The sequence below is a fragment of the Microbispora bryophytorum genome (assembly GCF_006874465.1).
In the GTDB taxonomy this organism is placed as follows: Bacteria; Actinomycetota; Actinomycetes; order Streptosporangiales; family Streptosporangiaceae; genus Microbispora; species Microbispora bryophytorum.
The window spans coordinates 269,440-286,030 of record NZ_VIRL01000002.1; the positions used below are offsets into that span (position 1 = coordinate 269,440).

Below are 16,591 nucleotides of genomic sequence, written 5' to 3' on the forward strand. Positions count from 1 at the left end.
TGCGATGAGCAGGGTGATCGTGGTCATGGGGGCGGGCGGCCCGGCCGGCCGCGCCGTCGCCGGGAGGTTCGCCGAGCTCGGGGACACGGTCATCGGGGTGGACAGGTCCGGCGCCGAGGGCTGTCTGGCCGTCGACCTGCTCGACCGGGACGCCGTACGCGGCCTCGCCGAGCGGGTGCGGGCCGAGCACGGCCGGGTGGACGGCGTCGTCCACCTGGTCGGCGGCTGGCGCGGGTCGAAGACCTTCGCCGGCACCTCGCTCGACGACTGGGACCTGCTGCACGATCTGCTGATCAGGACCCTGCAGAACGTGTCGCTGGAGTTCGAGCCGCTGCTGCGGGCGAGCGGGAACGGCCGTTTCGTGATCGTGTCGGCCCGGGCCGCGCAGAAGCCGACGCAGGGCGGCGCGGCGTACGCCGCCGCGAAGGCCGCCGCCGAGGCGTGGACGCTGTCGCTGGCCGACGCGCTGAAGGACACCTCCGCCGCCGCGGTGGTCCTGGTGGTCAACGCGTTGGTGCACGATGAGATGAGGGCCGCGAATCCGGACAAGCCGTATCGGACCTTCACCGACGTGAAGGATCTGGCGGCGGCGATCGCGGGCCTGTGGGATGAGGAGCCGGCTGCGGTCAACGGCCGCAGGATCGACCTCACACCCTGATCTACGCTGATGACCCGGACCCGCGGCCCGGCCTGTACGGGCCCGCCGCGGGGCCGAAACCGCGATGGGGAGACATCTCGTGACAACCGATGCCGTACGCCGGCACGACCCGGCGAACCGGACGTTCGCCAGCGACAACTACGCGGGGGTGCACCCCGAGGTCCTGGAGGCGATCGCCCTCGCCAACGGGGGACACCAGACCTCCTACGGCGACGACGTCTACACCGAGGCGGTCCGGGGCGTCTTCCGCAGGCACTTCGGCGAGCAGGCCGAGGTGTTCCCCGTGTTCAACGGCACGGCGGCCAACGTCGTGTCGCTGCGCTCCATGTGCGCCCACTGGGAGGCCGTGGTCTGCCCCGAGACCGCGCACATCAACACCGACGAGGGCGGCGCGCCCGAGGTCACCGGCGGGCTGAAGCTGCTGACCGTGCCGACCCCCGACGGCAAGCTCACGCCCGGCCTGATCGACCGGTACGCGTGGGGGCTCGGCGACGTGCACCGGGCGCAGCCCCGGGCCGTGTCGATCTCCAACGCGACCGAACTGGGCACGCTCTACACCCCGGCCGAGATCAAGGCGATCTGCGACCACGCCCATGAGCTGGGGATGTTCGTCCACCTCGACGGGTCGCGGATCACCAATGCCGCCGCCGCCCTGGACGTGCCGCTGCGCGCCCTGACCACGGACGCGGGGGTCGACGTGCTGTCCTTCGGCGGCACCAAGATCGGTCTGATGCTGGGCGAGGCCGTCGTCGTGCTGAACCCGGAGGCCTCGCGCGGCCTGCCGTACCTGCGCAAGACGAGCATGCAGCTCGCCTCGAAGATGCGCTTCGTGTCGGTGCAGTTCGAGGCCCTGCTCGGCGGTGACCTGTGGCTGCGCAACGCCCGCCAGGCCAACGCGATGGCGCGGCGGCTCGCCGACGCCGTACGGGACCTGCCCGGGGTGAGCGTGCCGCGTTCGGTCGAGGCCAACGCGGTCTTCGCGGTCCTGCCGGCCGACGTGGCCGACCGGCTGCGCAAGCGGTTCCGGTTCTACAACTGGAACGAGCAGGTCGGCGGGGGCATGGTCGAGGTGCGGTGGATGTGCGCCTTCGACACCACCGAGGCCGACGTGGACGCGTTCGCCGCGGCGCTGGCCGAGGAGCTGCGCGCCTAGCCGTAGTCCCCGGGCAAGTCGGTGACGCGGCCGATCGACGGCGGCCGGCTCCGGCCGAGGACGTCTTCGCGGCCGCGTCTGCCCCGGGATCAGGGACCTGCACCGCCGGCCGGCGAGGGATCCGGCGTGGCGGGCGCCTACCGGCCGGGCCACGCGATGTCGTCGACCGCCAGGAACGGCTCGCCCGCCACGTTCGCCGGGGTCACTCCGGCGAACTCCACGACCTCTCGATGCAGGTGGGACTGGTCGGCGTAGCCGGCCTCCGCCGCGACCCGGGCCGCGCTGCCACCCGCGACCAGCCGGTGGGCGGCGTGATCGAAGCGGATCAGCTTCGCGGCGCGCTTGGGCGGCAGGCCGATCTGCGAGTGGAATCGGGACCACAGGCGCTTACGGCTCCATCCGAGCTCGGCGGCCAGCCGGTCGACCCGGACCAGGCCGCGTCCCGCGACGATCCGGCGCCAGGCCCAGGCCACCTCCGGGTCCACCGGAGGCCCCGCCTCATGCCGGCGGGCGAGCAGCGCGCCGGTCAACGCGAAGCGATCCTCCCAGGAGGAGACGCCCGCCAGCCGCTCGCGGACCTGTGACGCCTCCCGGCCCCACAGGTCGTCGAGGGCCACCACGGCGCCGTCGATGTCGGCGGGGGAGATGCCCAGGACCGCGCGTGCGACGACCGGGGACAGGCGCACCTGCACGCACTCGACGTTCTCCCCCCGTGCCCAGGCCGCGCCTCCGGACCCGAGTCCGGGCCCGGCGACGAGACTTCCGCGCTGCCGTCGCCCGGCGTGGTCCACGACGGGCGAACCGGCGCCGAACTCCAGCAGCAGCGTCACGGCCGGGTGCGGGACCATCCGGAGCGCGTTCAGGTCGCCGACGCGGAACCCGGCCATGGTGACACCGGCCACCCGGCTGGGCCGCCGCGGGGAGGCGACGTCCCACACCGCCGCACCGTGCACGAATGTCGACACAGCCGCCAGGCTATGCGAGCAGCGAGGGGAACACGCGGGGGGAACAAGCGGGGGGAACATTCGTCCAAGACGCCGGCGCGCATCGGCGGCGACAGTGGGCGCATGACTGTTTCCGACGGCAAGCGGCTCACGGAAGCCGAGACCACCGAGAGTTCGACGCTGTCCCTGGACGACGGCGACATCCACGTGTGCCAGGACGGCCCCCGCGACGCCCCGGCACTCCTGCTGATCCACGGGTCCGCCTCCTCGGCGCGCTCGTGGGACTGCCTGGTTCCGCTGCTGACCGGGTCGCATCGCGTCATCCGGATCGACCTGCTCGGGCACGGCCGGTCCGCCAAACCGGCCGGTCCGAGCTACGCGCCCCCGGACCAGGGACGCCGGGTCGGCGTGGCGCTGGACCGGCTCGGCGTCGAGCAGGCGGTCGTGGCCGGCCATTCCAGCGGCGGCACGGTCGCCGCCGCTCTCGCCGAGCAACGGCCCGACCTGGTGATCGCGCTCGCGCTCATCAACACCGGACCCCGCATGGACGCCTTCATCGCGTCGGAGTCCGCGGCGGTCGCACCGTCGCAGTGGCCGCCGACCGACGAGCAGATCCGCCGGCTCGCGAGCAGCGGTTTCAGCCGCGCGGGCTACCGGATCCCCCAGGAGCTTCTGGACGAGGTGCGCATGATGACCTTCCACACGTTCACCGAGACGATGCGGGCCACCCGCGACTACCTGGAGCAGCGGGCGCTCCCGGAGCGGCTGACGACCCTCGGCAAGCCGCTCCTGGTGATCTTCGGCGAGGACGACCGCAGATGGCGATCCTCATCCGCCGCCGACTACCTGAAGGTTCCGGGCGCGAAGGTCGAGATGCTGCCCGGTCTCGGGCACTCGCCCATGCTCGAGGACCCAGCGCGGACCGCCGGCCCCCTGCTGGCCTTCACCGCGATCCACGCCGCGCGGGACTGAAGCCCGGCCATCGTCCGCCGCGGCCGGCGGCGGACCGGATGAAGAGGGTCACGGCGCGGGGAGCGGCTGGGCTCCCCGCATGGCCAGCAGGTCCTTCATCACGCGGATCTCGGCGTTCTGGCCGTCCACGATGTGCTGGGCCAGGGCGCGCACCTCGTCGCGGTCCGACAGCTTGAGCAGGCCCTGGGCCATGTCCACGCCGCCCTGGTGGTGGCGGATCATGAGCTGGAGGAAGAGGATCTCGGCGTCCTTGCCCGTGGCCTGGCGGAGCCGGTTCATCTCCTCCTCGGAGGCCATGCCCGGCATCCTGCCGTCGGGCAGCAGGCCGGTCGCGGATCCGCCGCCGTGCCCGTGACCGGACATCCAGGCCATCGCCGGGCGGTCGGAGCTCTGGTCGAGCCCCCACTGCTGCAGCCAGCCCATGAAAATTCCACGCTGGGTGCTCTGCGTCGTGATGATGTCGTACGCCAGGCTGCGCAGCTGCTCGTCGGAGGTCTTGTCCCTGAGGACGAAGGACATCTCCACCGCCTGCGCGTGGTGGACCCCCATGTCCCTGGCGAAACCGGCCTCGGGGGAGGTGTCCCCGGGCGTTGCCTGCCTGGTGAAGAACAGCACGAGCGCCGCCGCAGCGAGGAGGACGACGACCAGCCCGAGGACGGGGAGGCGGCGTCCGGCCGGGGGAGCGGTTTCGACTGTGTCGTCCCCTACCGCGTCGATGTCAGTGCTCACCGCCCACAGGCTACTCGCCACCGCCGTCGCTCTGCCCGAAGCAATACCTTTAGCCACTATTCTCCATACGCAGCGGGGGTGTCAGTGATCAGTGGTTGGAGGAGCGATGACCAAGGAGAAGGCGCAGGCGAGGCGTGAGCACCTCGCCCGCATGCGCGCCGATCAGAAGCGCAAGGAGCGGCGCGCCGCGCTTCTCATGTGGGGGATAGGCGGCCTCGTGATCGTCGTCCTGGTCGCCCTCGTCGCCGTCTACGTGGTCAACGACCGCTCGGCCAAGTCGCTCAGCGCCGCCAAGACCTTCAATTACAAGGGCTCCGACCACTCCTGGACGAAGGTGTCCTACAAGGAGACTCCGCCGGTCGGCGGCCAGCACAACTTCTACTGGCAGAACTGCGGCATCTACGACAAGCCCATCCACAACGAGCACGGCGTCCACTCGCTGGAGCACGGCGCGGTGTGGATCACCTACCGGCCCGACCTGCCGAAGGCCGAGGTGGACAAGCTCAAGACGCTCGCCTCCGCCGACTACATGCTGCTGAGCCCTTACCCGAACCTGCCGTCCAAGATTGTCGCCAGCTCCTGGAACCACCAGATCGCGCTGGACTCGGCGGAGGACCCCCGACTGCCGGAGTTCATCAAGAAGTACAAGCAGAACCCGACCACCACCCCCGAGTACGGCGCCTCCTGCTCGGGCGGGATCGGCACCACCGACGAGCAGCCGCTCCCGCCGCCGCAGGGGGACACGACGCAGGAGCCGATGCCCAGCACGGCCCCGTCCTCCTGATCCGGACGTCCCCGGCCCGGGTCAGGGAATCCTGATCCGGACGTCCCGGCCGGGCTCGGGGAATCCTGATCCACCCGGCCGGGTCAGGGAATCAGCACGCGGTCCACGGGCACGGTCTCCAGCCCGTGGGCCTCGGCCACCGGGCGGCTCGTGAGGTGGCCCTGGTGGGTGCTCAGACCGAGGGCGAGCGCGGGGTCGGCGATCAGCGCCTCGCGCCAGCCCAGGCCAGCGATCGCCAGCGCGTACGGCAGCGTGACGTTGGTCAGGGCGTACGTCGAGGTGTGCGGCACCGCCCCCGGCATGTTGGCCACGCAGTAGAACACCGAGTCGTGCACCCGGTAGACCGGGTCGGCGTGCGTGGTCGGCCGCGAGTCCTCGAAACAGCCGCCCTGGTCGATGGAGATGTCCACCAGCACCGACCCGGGCTTCATCCGGGCGACGAGATCGTTGCTCACCAGGGTCGGCGCCTTGGCTCCCGGCACGAGCACCGCGCCGATCACCAGGTCCGCGTCCACCACCGCCCGCTCGACCTCGTACGCGTTGGACGCCACCGTCTGGCAGCCTCCCCGGAACACGAGGTCGGCGTGGCGTAACCGGTCGACGTCGCGGTCGAGCAGCAGCACCTGGGCCCGCAGGCCCACGGCGACCGCGGCGGCGTTCATGCCCGACACCCCCGCGCCGATCACCGCCACCTTGGCCGGGTAGGTGCCGGGGACGCCGCTCATCAGCACGCCGCGCCCGCCGCCCTGGCGCATGAGATGGTAGGCGCCCACCTGCGGCGCGAGCCGTCCGGCGACCTCGGACATGGGCGCGAGCAGCGGCAGCGTGCGGTCGGGTTTCTGCACGGTCTCGTACGCGATGCCGGTCACGCCCGACTCCAGCATGGCCCGGGTGCAGGACTCCGAGGCGGCCAGATGGAGGTAGGTGAACAGCACCTGGCCCTTGCGCATGCGGTGGTACTCCTCCGGCACCGGTTCCTTGACCTTCAGGATCAGGTCGCCCTCGGCCCACACCTCGTCCGCCGTGCCGATGATGACGGCCCCGGCCGCGGCGAAGTCCTCGTCCGGGATCGCGGATCCCAGTCCCGCGCCCTTCTCGACGAGGACCCGATGCCCCTTGCACGCGAACTCGTTGACCCCCGCGGGTGTGAGCGCGACCCGGTACTCGTGCGTCTTGATCTCTCGGGGAACTCCCACCTTCATGTCTTCACTGTCTGCTCCCCACGTCCGTGTGGGCATCGGGCAACGGGCAACCATTTGGCGGATATTCATGACAAATTGTCAAGAAAAGGGGGGTGTTGAACGTTCCATGGTTGGCCGGTTACCCGTGGTTGGCAGACCTCGGTAGGCTCTGCGAGCGGTGTAAGGGATCGAGGTGGGAATGCACAACGCGCCCGTGCCGGGAGACGAGGAGTCGGGCCCACGGCCCGGCGGCCTGACATCGGGTGCCGAGACGGCGCCCGTGCCGAAGCCGGTCGGCCCTGAGGATCGCGACGGCGTGCCCGGCGAGGTGTCCGGTGAGACGTCCGGCGAGTGGGGTGGCTGGTTCGGCGGCGCGTCCGGCGCGACGGGAGAGACGGCCGTCCTGCCCGCCGCCGGCGGCGGTGACACGTACGGCGTGCCTGTGGGCGGGTCCGGCGACCCGCTCGGTGTGCGCGGTGTGCGCGGTGAGCCGCCGGACGGGCTTGGAGATCCGCTCGGTGACACGCTCATCGGCCCGGTCGGTGGCCCGGCCGGTGTGCCGGGTGAGCCCGGCGGGCCTCCGGGACATGGGGACCCCTTCGGCATGCCGGACGGATTCGGCGGATCGGACGACCCCCTCGGTGTACCCGGTGTGCCCGGTCTGCAGGGTGAGCCTCTCGGCGTGCCCGGTGGACTGGACGACCCCCTCGGCGTGCCCGGTGGACTGAGCGACCCCCTCGGCGCGCCCGGCATGCCGGGTGACCCGCTTGGGGTTCCCGGCGAACTCGCCGGCGTGCCCGGTGTCGCCGACATCCCCGCCCCGCTCGATGAGCCGGTGGAGCTTGCCGTGCCCGGGACGCCGGACGCACCCGACGGCGCGCCCCCAGAGGGGGCCGCAGGGCCGGGTGACGGGCCGCCCGCCCCCGCCGGCCCCACGGAGCCGAGGGCGACCAGGGGGACGACGATCGCCCTCGTCGCAGCCCTCGTGCTGGTGGTCGTCATGTCAGGCGTCCTCGGCGCCGTCGCCGTGATGATGACCCGCAACCCGGACGCCCCGCCGCTCGCGCAGACGCCCGTACGCACCCTGCTGACGCCCGTGCACTTCGCCCCGGTCACCGGAGTGGGGGCGGCGCCCTGCAGCGGAACGGACGCGATCCCGGACGACAAGGGCACCTCCTGCTACCAGCTCGACCCGGGTGTCACGGTCACGACCGTGCAGAAGATCGAGGAGGTGCCGGACAACGACGGCACCTACTCGATCAGGCTCGTGCTGTCTCCCTCCAGCCAGGAGCAGATCGCCGCGCTCACCCGGGAGACGGTCAAACAGCAGCTCGCGATCGTGGTGGGGGAGAAGGTGGTGGCCGCGCCGCGGGTGGCCCAGGAGATCACCCAGGACAGCCTCGGCGTCGCGGGCTTCGACAAGGCCCAGGCCGATGCGATCATGGCGCTGCTGACCGGATCCGCGCCGGCGGGCCAGCAGAACCCGGGCGCCTCGCCCGCCGCCACCGACGCCGGCCAGCCAGGCGGCACGCAGCCCGGCGGCACCCAGCCCGGCGGAACGCAGCCCGGCGGAACGCAGCCCGGCGGCACCCAGACCAATGGCACCCAGCCCGGCGGAACGCAGCCGGGCGGGACGGTGTACGAGGGCGGCCAGCCGGGAGGGTCACAGACGGGCGGCACCCAGCAGGGCGGGACCCGGCAGGGTGGCGGGGCGCAACCGGGCGGCGCGGGACAGCCGGGAGGCACGCAGTCCACCCCTGAGGGCTTCCAGTGAGCGCTCATCGCGACCCGAACGGCCCCCCGAACGGCCTCCCGAACCGCCCCTCCCGAACCCCTCTCCAACCCCTCTCGAACGGCCCCTCCGAACCGCCCCTCCCGGACCTGAGCCGACCGGCCGACGGCCGGGGCGCGCCCGGCCGATGATCAAGATTCCGGTAGAGTCACCGCCATGCGGCGTATGACTGGTTTGTTGATAGGTGGGGTTTTCGGGGTTGTTTTCGTGTTCGTGAACTCGCAACCGCCCCTCGGCCATGCGCTCGCCCTCGTCCTCCGGATCGCTGCGGCCGTCGCCCTGGCCGGCGTCGTCGCCACGTGGTTCCTCTCCGCCGGACGCGCCAGGTCCACCGGTGCCGAACCCGGCATCGGTGAAGGCGGTAAGGCCGGAAAGATGTTCGGCGTCGGCTTCGCGGTGGTCGTCGTGATCGAAGCGGTCGCGCTCTTCGGCGGCATCGCGGTGCTGCGCGCCCTGAACCGCCCCGAGGAGAGCAACGTCGCCTGGATCGCTGTCGTCGTCGGCGTCCATTTCGTCGCCCTCGGACCGATCTGGAGGGACAGGACGATCATGGTGCCCGGCGCGGTCCTCACCGTGCTCGGGGTCGCCGGGCTCGTCATGACCGCCACCTCGGCCGTGGCGTGGGTGCCCCTGGTCAGCGGAGTGCTGTCCGGTGTGACGCTGCTGGCCGGATGCCTGGCCGCCGCCGGGCGCGGCCTGGCCGCCCAGCGGTCCCTCGCCTCGGGCTGACACCGGAGACGGCCCGGAGACGGCCCGGCGACGGCCCCGTGACAGGCCCCGTGCGGGCCGTCGCGAGGACGGGGGCAGTAGGTGCAAGCCGGGGTCAATCCGGGTGCAAGCAGATCCCCGTAGCGTGCGGCACGTGTCAGCACGATGGTTGCGAGGCACGGCCGCCACGGCCGCGACCGCCGCGTTCCTGGTCCCCGCCTCCCTGCTTGCCGCCGGCCCGGCGCTCGCCCACACAGCGCAGGCCCCTGCGTACGCCCCTGTGCGGGCTCCGATGCAGGCCCCTGCGCGGGCGTCCGCGCACGGCACAGCCGCACCGGCGGCCGTCGCGAAGAAGCTGTTGCGCGCCTGGCTGCGCGCGGACCGCCACGCGGCCTCCCGAGTCGCCACCGCGAGCGCGGTCTCCACGCTCTTCTCCTATCCCTTCCGGGCGCCGGACAAGTTCGCGGGCTGCTCGGGCAACACCTGCCGGTTCGTCCACACCAGCGTGCGCGTGCCCGGCGGGCTCGACGGGATCCTGATGATCGTGTCGGGCGGCAAGGTCACCAAGGTGTACGAATCGCGCCACCTCGTGAAGCCGTCCGCCGCCGCCGGACACCTGTTCGACGCCTGGCGCAAGGGCGACCGCAACAAGGGCCTGGAGATCGCCACGAGCACGGCGGTCAAGACGCTGTTCCGGACGAAGTTCGACCCGAAGGGCGTGAAGTACTTCTTCCAGGGCTGCAACTCCGAGCCCAAGGGCCACAGCTGCGCCTACTCCTACGAGGGCGGCGGCATGTTCATGCATGTGCGGGGCTCGAAGAGCCGCGGCTACGAGGTGACGTCCATCGGCTACATCGCCGACTGATCCGGTGGGGGCTCAGCCGGCGACGGGCGACAGCGCAATGTCCTCGGGCCGGATCGGGACACGGGGCAGATCCAGCCCGGTCGCGGCCCTGACCGCCGCGGCCACCGCCGGAGTCGACGACAGCGTGGGCGGCTCGCCCGCGCCCCGCAGGCCGTACGGCGCGTGGGGGTCGGGGTTCTCCAGCACCGACAGCCGCATCGGCGGCATGTCGAGGATGGTGGGGATCAGATAGTCGGTGAACGAGGGGTTCCGCACCCGGCCGTCCCTGACCTGGATCTCCTCCATCAGCGCCAGGCCCAGGCCCTGCGCGGAGCCGCCGTGGATCTGCCCCTCCAGGGCCGACGGGTTGAGGATCCTCCCGACGTCCTGCACGGCGGCCAGCTCGACGACCTTGACCAGGCCGAGCTCCACGTCGACGTCGACCACGGCCCGGTGCACGCACAGCGCGAGCTGCGTGTGGGAGTCGCCCTGACCGGTGACGGGATCCATGGGGAACGTGGGCCGGTGGCGATACTCCCGCGTCTCCTCGACCGGCCCGAACCGCTCCAGCACCTCCTCCAGCGACAGCTCCGGATGCGCCGCCCGCAGCGCGTCGAGGCGCGCCCGCACCGCCTCGCACGCCGTCTTGACCGCCCCGCCGGTGACGTACGACTGGCGGGAGGCCGAGGAGGACCCGGCCGAGCCGACCGCGGTGTCGGCCGGGGCGACCGTGACCCTGGCGATCCCGAGCTCCGTACGCGCGATCTGGGCCTGGACGGTGACGAGCCCCTGGCCCACCTCGGCGGCGGCGGTGTGCACGAGCACCTGCGGCTCGTCCCCGGCCAGCTCGACCCGCACCCGGGCCGTCGAGTAGTCGTCGAAGCCCTCGGAGAAGCAGATGTTCTTGATGCCGACGCCGTAGCCCACGCCGCGCCGCACGCCCTCGCCGTGGGTGGTCTGCGCGACGCCGCCCGGCAGGAGGCGCAGGTCGGGCTCGTCCGCCGGCGCCGGCGGCAGCGGCATCGCGGCCAGCTCCGCCAGCATGTCCGCGAGCGGCGCCGGGCTGTCGATCACCTGCCCGGTGGCCAGGCGCGACCCCTGCGACACCGCGTTGCGGACGCGGATCTCGACCGGCGACAGCCCGCAGGCCGCCGCGAGCCGGTCCATCTGCGACTCGTACGCGTAGCACGCCTGGACCGCCCCGAACCCGCGCATCGCCCCGCAGGGCGGGTTGTTGGTGTAGACGCCGTACGCGTCGATCCAGACGTTGCCCACCTCGTACGGACCGACGCCGAGCGATGCGGCGTTGCCGACCACGGCGGGGGTGGACGAGCAGTAGGCCCCGCCGTCGAGCAGGATCTCCGCCTTGACGTAGACGAGCCGCCCGTCGGCCGTGGCGCCGTGCTCGTAGCGCATCCGCGCCGGATGCCGGTGGACGTGGCCGAAGAACGACTCCTCGCGGCCGTACACCATCTTCACCGGGCGGCCCGTCCGCAGCGCCAGCATCGAGGCGTGGACCTGCATCGACAGGTCCTCCCTGGCGCCGAACGCGCCGCCGACCCCGGCGAGCGTCAGTCGCACCTTCTCCTTCGGCAGGCCCAGGCACGGCGCCACCTGGTCCTGGTCGACGTGCAGCCACTGGGTCGCGACGAACAGGTCCACCCCGCCGTCCTCGGCGGGCACAGCCAGGCCCGACTCCGGCCCCAGGAACGCCTGGTCCTGCATCCCGACCTCGTAGTCGCCGGTGACGACCACCTCGGCCTCGAAGGTCCGGCCCACCCTCACCGGCTGGTGCCGTACGAGGTTCCCCCGCGGATGGACGGCGGGGCAGGAGGGGTCGAAGACGGCCCGGCGGGGGTCGGTCACCGCCTCACGCTCCTCGTAGCGCACGACGATCGCGGCGGCGGCGCGGCGCGCGGTCTCCGGATGGTCGGCGGCCACGATCGCGACGGGCTCGCCCTGGTAGCGGACCTGGTCCACGGCGAGCACCGGCTGGTCGCGGAGCTCAAGCCCGTGGAACTTCTCGCCGGGCACGTCCTCGTGGGTCAGCACCGCGAACACGCCGGGCATCGCGAGCGCCGGGCCGACGTCGACGGAGCGGATCCACGCGGACGGGTGCGGGCTGCGCAGCGTGGCGCCCCAGAGCATGCCCTCAAGCCACAGGTCCGAGGAGTACGCGAACTCCCCGGTCACCTTCAGCGTGCCGTCGGGGCGCGGCGCGCTCTCACCGAGGCCCGAACGCGTCCCGATCCTCGTCCGCTCGCCCGCCGTCTCCTCGGTCGTAATCCGCTGCTCCATGGTCGTAGTACAGCAACCGGGCGGCGGCGAGGCCTATCGGCGCGGCGATGAAACCGGGGGACGGGCGTAGTCGATGCTTGTAGATATCTCCAAATACGCTGTCATTCGTGCTGTTGCATGATCTGCTCGCCGCGCCGGAACTGCGGCTCACCCTGCTCGCGGGCGACGAGCGGCTGGACCGCGAGATCAAGGGCGTGCTCATCACCGACCTGCCCGATCCCCGGCGATACCTGTCGGGCGGCGAACTGGTGCTGACCGGCCTGATGTGGCGCCAGTCGCCCGCCGACTCCGCCCGGTTCGTGGACGCCCTTTCCGAGGCGGGCGTGGCCGCGCTCGGCGCGGGCGACGCGCGGCTGGGCACAGTTCCCGACGACCTGGTGGAGGCGTGCCGGGCGCGCGGGCTGCCGCTCCTCGAAGTGCCCGTCGAGGTGTCGTTCGGAGCGGTCACGGAACTCGTCGGCAGGCGGGTCGCCGCCGCGCAGGCGGGCGACCTGCGCGGCGCGCTCGGGCGGCACCGCAGGATCGTCGCGGCGGTGGCCGAAGGGGCAGGGCTCGGCGAGCTGTTCACCCTGGTCCAGGCCGAGCTCGGGGTCACGGCCGCGGCCGTGTCGGCCTGCGGCGCTGTCGTCGCGGGCGCGCTGCCCGAGGAGCAGGCCGTACGGCTGGCCCACGACTATCTCGCCGCCGTCCGCCTGCCGGTCGTCGTCGACCGCGGGGGGCCGTTCACGCTGTTCGCCGTGGACCGCTCGCACCGGGCCGCCGGCTGGGCCCTGGTCTGCCGGGGCGAGGTCGACGCGGAGATCGGCTACGAGCTGGCGGCGTGCGTCGCGATGGAGCGGACCCGGGCGGAGGAGGGCCGCCGGGTGGAGCGCCGGCTGGCCGAGCAGCTCATCGCCCTGGCCTGCGCGGGCGGCGACCTCGCGGAGCTGTCGGCCCGGCTGCGGACCTGCGGCATCGACCCGGCCGAGCCGTACGCGGTGGTCACCGCCACGGCCGGCAGGCGCGGGGCGACGGAGGGCCCCGACCCCGCCCTGCTGGGCGGTCAGGTGATGGAGGAGCTGCTGGACCGCGGAGTGGTGGCCGCCGCGGGCGCCGACGCGTCGGTGGCGCTCGTCCCGCTGCGTGACGACACCCTCTGGGGTGACCGCGACGCGCTCGCGGCGCTGCTGCGCGCCCGTACGGCGGTGCTGGCCGGCGGGCTGCCCTCGACCACGGTGTCGGCCGGGCTGAGCGGCGCGCTGACCGGGCCGCAGGCCATCCGGGGCGGCGTGGAGGAGGCGGGCCACGCCCGGCGGATGGCCGAGGCGCGCGGCGGGGGAGTGGTCACCAGCGACGAGATCTACACGCACGCGCTGCTGCTGGCGACCGTGCCGGGCGACGTGCGGTCCTCGTTCGCCGGGCGGCTGCTCGGGCCGCTGTTCGACTACGACCGGCGGCACGGCGCCGAGCTGGTGCGCACGCTCGGCGCGTTCCTCGACTGCACGGGATCGTGGAACGCCTGCGCCGAGCGGCTGCACGTGCACGTCAACACGGTGCGCTACCGAATCAGGCGGGTCGAGGAGCTCACCGGCAAGGACCTGTCATCCATGGCCGACCGCGTCGACCTCTTCCTCGCCCTCCGCGCCGGATAGTCATCCGCGCTGGTCAGCCGGCCGCGCCGGTGAGCCGCCCGCGCCGCTCAGCCGTCCGGGGCGGCGCGCCCGCCGTCGAGCAGGGCCAGCTCCTCCCGGGCGAAGTCCACCCAGTAGCCGGCCCCGCACCCCTGCGCGACCGCCAAGGTCTCCCGCAGGTACGCGCGCGCCCTGTCGAACCTGCCCATGAGGCGTTCGGCCTGGCCCAACCGGCCGAGGCACCTCGGTTCCATGCCGCGAAAGCGGTTCTCCCTCATGAGGACGAGGGCCTTCTCGTAGAGCTCTGCCACGGACGGGTGATCCTCCTGGACCAGGTGGACCTCGGCCATGGCCATCAGCGCGTCCGCGCGGTGCATGGCGTCCCCGGCCTCTCTCGCGAGCGACTCCATCTCGGTGTACGCCGCCACGGCGGCCGCCACGTCTCCCAGGCCGAGTTGTGCCGAGCCGACGCACAAGAGGGCGTGGCGTTCGCCCACCGCCGCGCCTATCTCCCTCGCGATGCGCAGTTGCTCCCGCGCCGACGACAGGGCCTCCTCGTGCACCTTGAGCGAGGTGAGCATGACGGCGAGGTTTCCCAGGGCCCTCATCCGGGAGAAGGGGTCCCCGATCGTGCGCCGCAGGGCCACCTCGGCACGCTGGTGGAGGAGGGCCTCCTCGTAGCGTCCGCTGTGGTCCAGACCCTGTGCGAGGTAACCGTGTGCGAGGGCGGAGATCCCCTGGTCATCGAGCCGATCGCCCACCTCGAGCGCCTTGCGGCTGAGGGTCAGGATGTCAAGGTTGTGGCCGGTGAACACGAGGGGCCAGTGAAAGGAGAAAATCAGGTGGGCGCCGGAACGCGCGAGACACGAGTTCCCGGACGCCATCGCCTGGGCGGCCACGGCGATGACGTTGGCGCGTTCCCGCACCAGCCACGCGGACGCGTCCGCGCTGCCGGTCAGCGCGAACTGCTCACACCCGGCGAACTCGTGTGGTGGATGCACCCGATGCGGGTCGATCAGTTTCATGGCCAGGCGCGCGGTCGTCCCGTACAGGCCGATCACGCGGTCGAGGGCGTCGTCGCGGTCGCGCTCGCTCAGGCGCCGCTCGGCCAGTTCCATCGCGAAGAGCCGGACCAGGTCATGGAGACGGAACCGGCCGTGCTCGCCTGGTTCGGCCAGATTCGCCCGCACCAGGCGGGCCACGGTGCGCTCTGCCGCGTCCCGCGGCACGTCGAGGAGGGCCGCCACGACGTCGGCCGTGGCGTCCGGCACGTGTGGAACCCCCAGGTGGCACAGGGCCGCGGCCGCCGCCCGGTCGAGCTGATTCGGGCCCGCCGCCAGCAGGTCGTGGCTGAGCTGGAGGCTGGCGCGCACCGCGAGATCGCCCGACTCCAGCTCGTGCAGCGCCCGCCGTTGGTCGCGCAGCCGGGAGTTCAGCTCCGACAGGGGCATGTGCCGGTTTTCCGTGAGGCGTGCCGCCGCGAGGCGCAGGGCGAGGGGCAGCCTGCCGCACAGGTCCGCCAGCTCGGCGGCGGCGGCCGGGTCGGCGGCGACCCGCTCGGCGCCGACCAGCTTCGCCAGCACAGTGACCGCCTCCGACCGCAACATCCTGCCGAGGACGAGCTGGACGCAGTCGTCGGCCACCGCGAACGACTCCCGGCTCGTCACGAGCAGGGCGTTCCCGGCCGGCAGGCCCAGCAGAGGGCGGACCTGTTCGGGACCCGCGGCGTCGTCCAGGACGATCAGCATGCGCCGCCCGAGCAGGCGGTCCCTGAGCATGCTCGCGGCTTCGCCGGGGTCGGACGGCACCGCCTCCGCATGCACCCCGAGGTCCCGCAGCAGTCTGCCGAGCAGGGTGAGAGAGCTCAGCCGGGTGACCCCCGGTGTCGCCCCGAGCAGGTTCACATACAGGCAGCCGTCGGGATAGTGGTCGCTCGCCGCGTGCGCCGCATGCACGGCGAGCGTGGACTTGCCCGCTCCGGCCGTGCCGGTGACGGCTACGACGGACTGCGGGTCGCCCCCGTCCCAGGGCGCGAGCAGCGCCCGCAGGCGCACCAGCATCGCGGTCCGTCCGACGAAGACACGGCTGTCGCGCGGAAGCTGGTGAGGGGCCCGGGCCGGCGGTGGCAGGGCGCTCTCCCCGGATGTCCGGACGGCGAGGGAGGGGTCGGCTCGCAGGATGAGCTCGTACGCCCGCCGCAGGGGTTCGCCGGGATCGACGCCGAGGTGTTCGGCGAGCAGACGCCTCGTGTCGTGGAAGACCTCCAGTGCCTCCGCCTGCCGTCCGCAGCGGTACAGCGCGAGCATCAGCAGTTCCCGGGGGCGTTCCCGCAGCGGGGCCTCCGCGGTCAGCGCGGTGAGCGCGTCGAGCGACTCCTGGTGCCGGCCCAGTCGCAGCAACGCGTCGGCGTAGTCCTCCCGCGCCGTCAGGCGCATACTTTCGAGCCGGGCCCGTTCGGCCTCGCAGAAGGGGCCCGGAAGGCCGCCGAGCGCGGGGCCCGCCCACAGCCCCAGCCCGGCCTCCAGCTCGCGCAGCCAGGCGGGGAGGTCCTGCTTGGCCTGGAAACGGCGGGCCTCGGCGAGGCGCTGCTCGAAGTCCTCGGCGTCGGTCCGGCACGCGTCCCGCGCCAGGCTGTAGCCGTTCGCGGACTGGGTGAGCAACGTGAACGGCCCGCGCCTGCCGCGCTCCGGTTCGAGCAGCCGCCTCAGCCCGGCCACGTAGGTGTAGAGGCTCTGCTCGGCGGTCTTCGGGGCGGCGGCACCCCACAGGGCGTCGATGAGCCTGTCCTTCGTGACGAGGCGGCCCGCCTGCGCGGCGAGCACCCAGAGGGTGGCCCGCTGTAGCGGCGGCCCCGGGTTCACCTGCCGGTCCGTCAGCCACGCGGTCACCGGTCCGAGGACCCGGAGCCGGAGCCCACC

Annotated in this window: 13 protein-coding genes; 8 read left to right on the top strand and 5 right to left on the bottom strand. The window is 72.8% G+C overall.

Annotated elements, in window-relative coordinates; translation table 11 throughout:
- Window positions 1-4 precede the first annotated feature (4 nt).
- Together FLX07_RS05540 and FLX07_RS05545 are read left to right on the top strand one after the other, a co-directional pair.
- Window positions 5-658 carry an SDR family NAD(P)-dependent oxidoreductase gene (locus tag FLX07_RS05540; RefSeq protein WP_142568351.1) on the top strand — a complete coding sequence of 218 codons (654 nt, stop codon included), beginning with the start codon at window positions 5-7 and terminating at the stop codon, window positions 656-658.
- Window positions 659-722: 64 nt separating this feature from the next.
- A complete protein-coding gene (locus tag FLX07_RS05545) occupies window positions 723-1,811 on the top strand; it encodes a threonine aldolase family protein (protein ID WP_142568352.1) in 1,089 nt (362 codons plus the stop codon).
- 137 nt (window positions 1,812-1,948) lie between these two features.
- Here the strand turns inward: FLX07_RS05545 and FLX07_RS05550 are convergent, their stop codons facing one another.
- Window positions 1,949-2,776: a helix-turn-helix domain-containing protein gene (locus FLX07_RS05550; protein ID WP_142568353.1), complete on the bottom strand. Its 828-nt coding sequence runs from the start codon at window positions 2,774-2,776 to the stop codon at window positions 1,949-1,951.
- Between the two features lie 102 nt (window positions 2,777-2,878).
- On the opposite strand from FLX07_RS05550, the gene FLX07_RS05555 reads away from it, so the two are divergent.
- Window positions 2,879-3,727, top strand: coding sequence for an alpha/beta fold hydrolase (locus tag FLX07_RS05555; RefSeq protein ID WP_142568354.1), 849 nt, complete (start codon window positions 2,879-2,881; stop codon window positions 3,725-3,727).
- Window positions 3,728-3,775: 48 nt separating this feature from the next.
- Here the strand turns inward: FLX07_RS05555 and FLX07_RS05560 are convergent, their stop codons facing one another.
- Window positions 3,776-4,456, bottom strand: coding sequence for a DUF305 domain-containing protein (locus FLX07_RS05560; protein ID WP_229689625.1), 681 nt, complete (start codon window positions 4,454-4,456; stop codon window positions 3,776-3,778).
- A 106-nt stretch (window positions 4,457-4,562) separates the two neighbouring features.
- Here FLX07_RS05560 and FLX07_RS05565 point away from each other — a divergent pair, with 106 nt between their 5' ends.
- Window positions 4,563-5,240 carry a DUF3105 domain-containing protein gene (locus tag FLX07_RS05565; protein ID WP_142568355.1) on the top strand — a complete coding sequence of 226 codons (678 nt, stop codon included), beginning with the start codon at window positions 4,563-4,565 and terminating at the stop codon, window positions 5,238-5,240.
- Between the two features lie 83 nt (window positions 5,241-5,323).
- Here the strand turns inward: FLX07_RS05565 and ald are convergent, their stop codons facing one another.
- On the bottom strand, window positions 5,324-6,442 hold the full coding sequence (ald, locus tag FLX07_RS05570) for an alanine dehydrogenase (protein WP_142568356.1): 1,119 nt from the start codon (window positions 6,440-6,442) through the stop codon (window positions 5,324-5,326).
- Window positions 6,443-6,620: 178 nt separating this feature from the next.
- Here ald and FLX07_RS05575 point away from each other — a divergent pair, with 178 nt between their 5' ends.
- The 3 genes from FLX07_RS05575 to FLX07_RS05585 all read left to right on the top strand — a co-directional run bounded on the left by FLX07_RS05575 (window position 6,621) and on the right by FLX07_RS05585 (window position 9,786).
- Window positions 6,621-8,195: a SecDF P1 head subdomain-containing protein gene (locus FLX07_RS05575; RefSeq protein ID WP_142568357.1), complete on the top strand. Its 1,575-nt coding sequence runs from the start codon at window positions 6,621-6,623 to the stop codon at window positions 8,193-8,195.
- Between the two features lie 231 nt (window positions 8,196-8,426).
- Complete coding sequence (locus tag FLX07_RS05580; protein ID WP_208762090.1) at window positions 8,427-8,942, top strand: hypothetical protein; 516 nt, start codon at window positions 8,427-8,429, stop codon at window positions 8,940-8,942.
- Between the two features lie 133 nt (window positions 8,943-9,075).
- Window positions 9,076-9,786, top strand: a complete 711-nt coding sequence (locus FLX07_RS05585) for a hypothetical protein (RefSeq protein WP_142568359.1) — start codon at window positions 9,076-9,078, stop codon at window positions 9,784-9,786.
- 12 nt (window positions 9,787-9,798) lie between these two features.
- Here the strand turns inward: FLX07_RS05585 and FLX07_RS05590 are convergent, their stop codons facing one another.
- Complete coding sequence (locus FLX07_RS05590) at window positions 9,799-12,063, bottom strand: molybdopterin cofactor-binding domain-containing protein (protein ID WP_142568360.1); 2,265 nt, start codon at window positions 12,061-12,063, stop codon at window positions 9,799-9,801.
- 107 nt (window positions 12,064-12,170) lie between these two features.
- Here FLX07_RS05590 and FLX07_RS05595 point away from each other — a divergent pair, with 107 nt between their 5' ends.
- Window positions 12,171-13,694: a PucR family transcriptional regulator gene (locus FLX07_RS05595; protein WP_142568361.1), complete on the top strand. Its 1,524-nt coding sequence runs from the start codon at window positions 12,171-12,173 to the stop codon at window positions 13,692-13,694.
- 47 nt (window positions 13,695-13,741) lie between these two features.
- Here FLX07_RS05595 and FLX07_RS05600 read toward each other — a convergent pair whose 3' ends face one another.
- The gene (locus tag FLX07_RS05600) at window positions 13,742-16,561 is read right to left on the bottom strand and encodes an AfsR/SARP family transcriptional regulator (protein ID WP_167748128.1); all 2,820 of its coding nucleotides are present in this window, start codon (window positions 16,559-16,561) and stop codon (window positions 13,742-13,744) included.
- Between the last annotated feature and the right edge of the window lie 30 nt (window positions 16,562-16,591).

Coding starts and splice junctions, on each gene's coding strand:
- FLX07_RS05565 (WP_142568355.1), top strand. CDS start 4,563: ATGACCAAGGAGAAGGCGCAGGCGAGGCGTGAGCACCTCGCCCGCATG.
- FLX07_RS05575 (WP_142568357.1), top strand. CDS start 6,621: ATGCACAACGCGCCCGTGCCGGGAGACGAGGAGTCGGGCCCACGGCCC.
- FLX07_RS05555 (WP_142568354.1), top strand. CDS start 2,879: ATGACTGTTTCCGACGGCAAGCGGCTCACGGAAGCCGAGACCACCGAG.
- ald (WP_142568356.1), bottom strand. CDS start 6,442: ATGAAGGTGGGAGTTCCCCGAGAGATCAAGACGCACGAGTACCGGGTC.
- FLX07_RS05590 (WP_142568360.1), bottom strand. CDS start 12,063: ATGGAGCAGCGGATTACGACCGAGGAGACGGCGGGCGAGCGGACGAGG.
- FLX07_RS05540 (WP_142568351.1), top strand. CDS start 5: ATGAGCAGGGTGATCGTGGTCATGGGGGCGGGCGGCCCGGCCGGCCGC.
- FLX07_RS05545 (WP_142568352.1), top strand. CDS start 723: ATGGGGAGACATCTCGTGACAACCGATGCCGTACGCCGGCACGACCCG.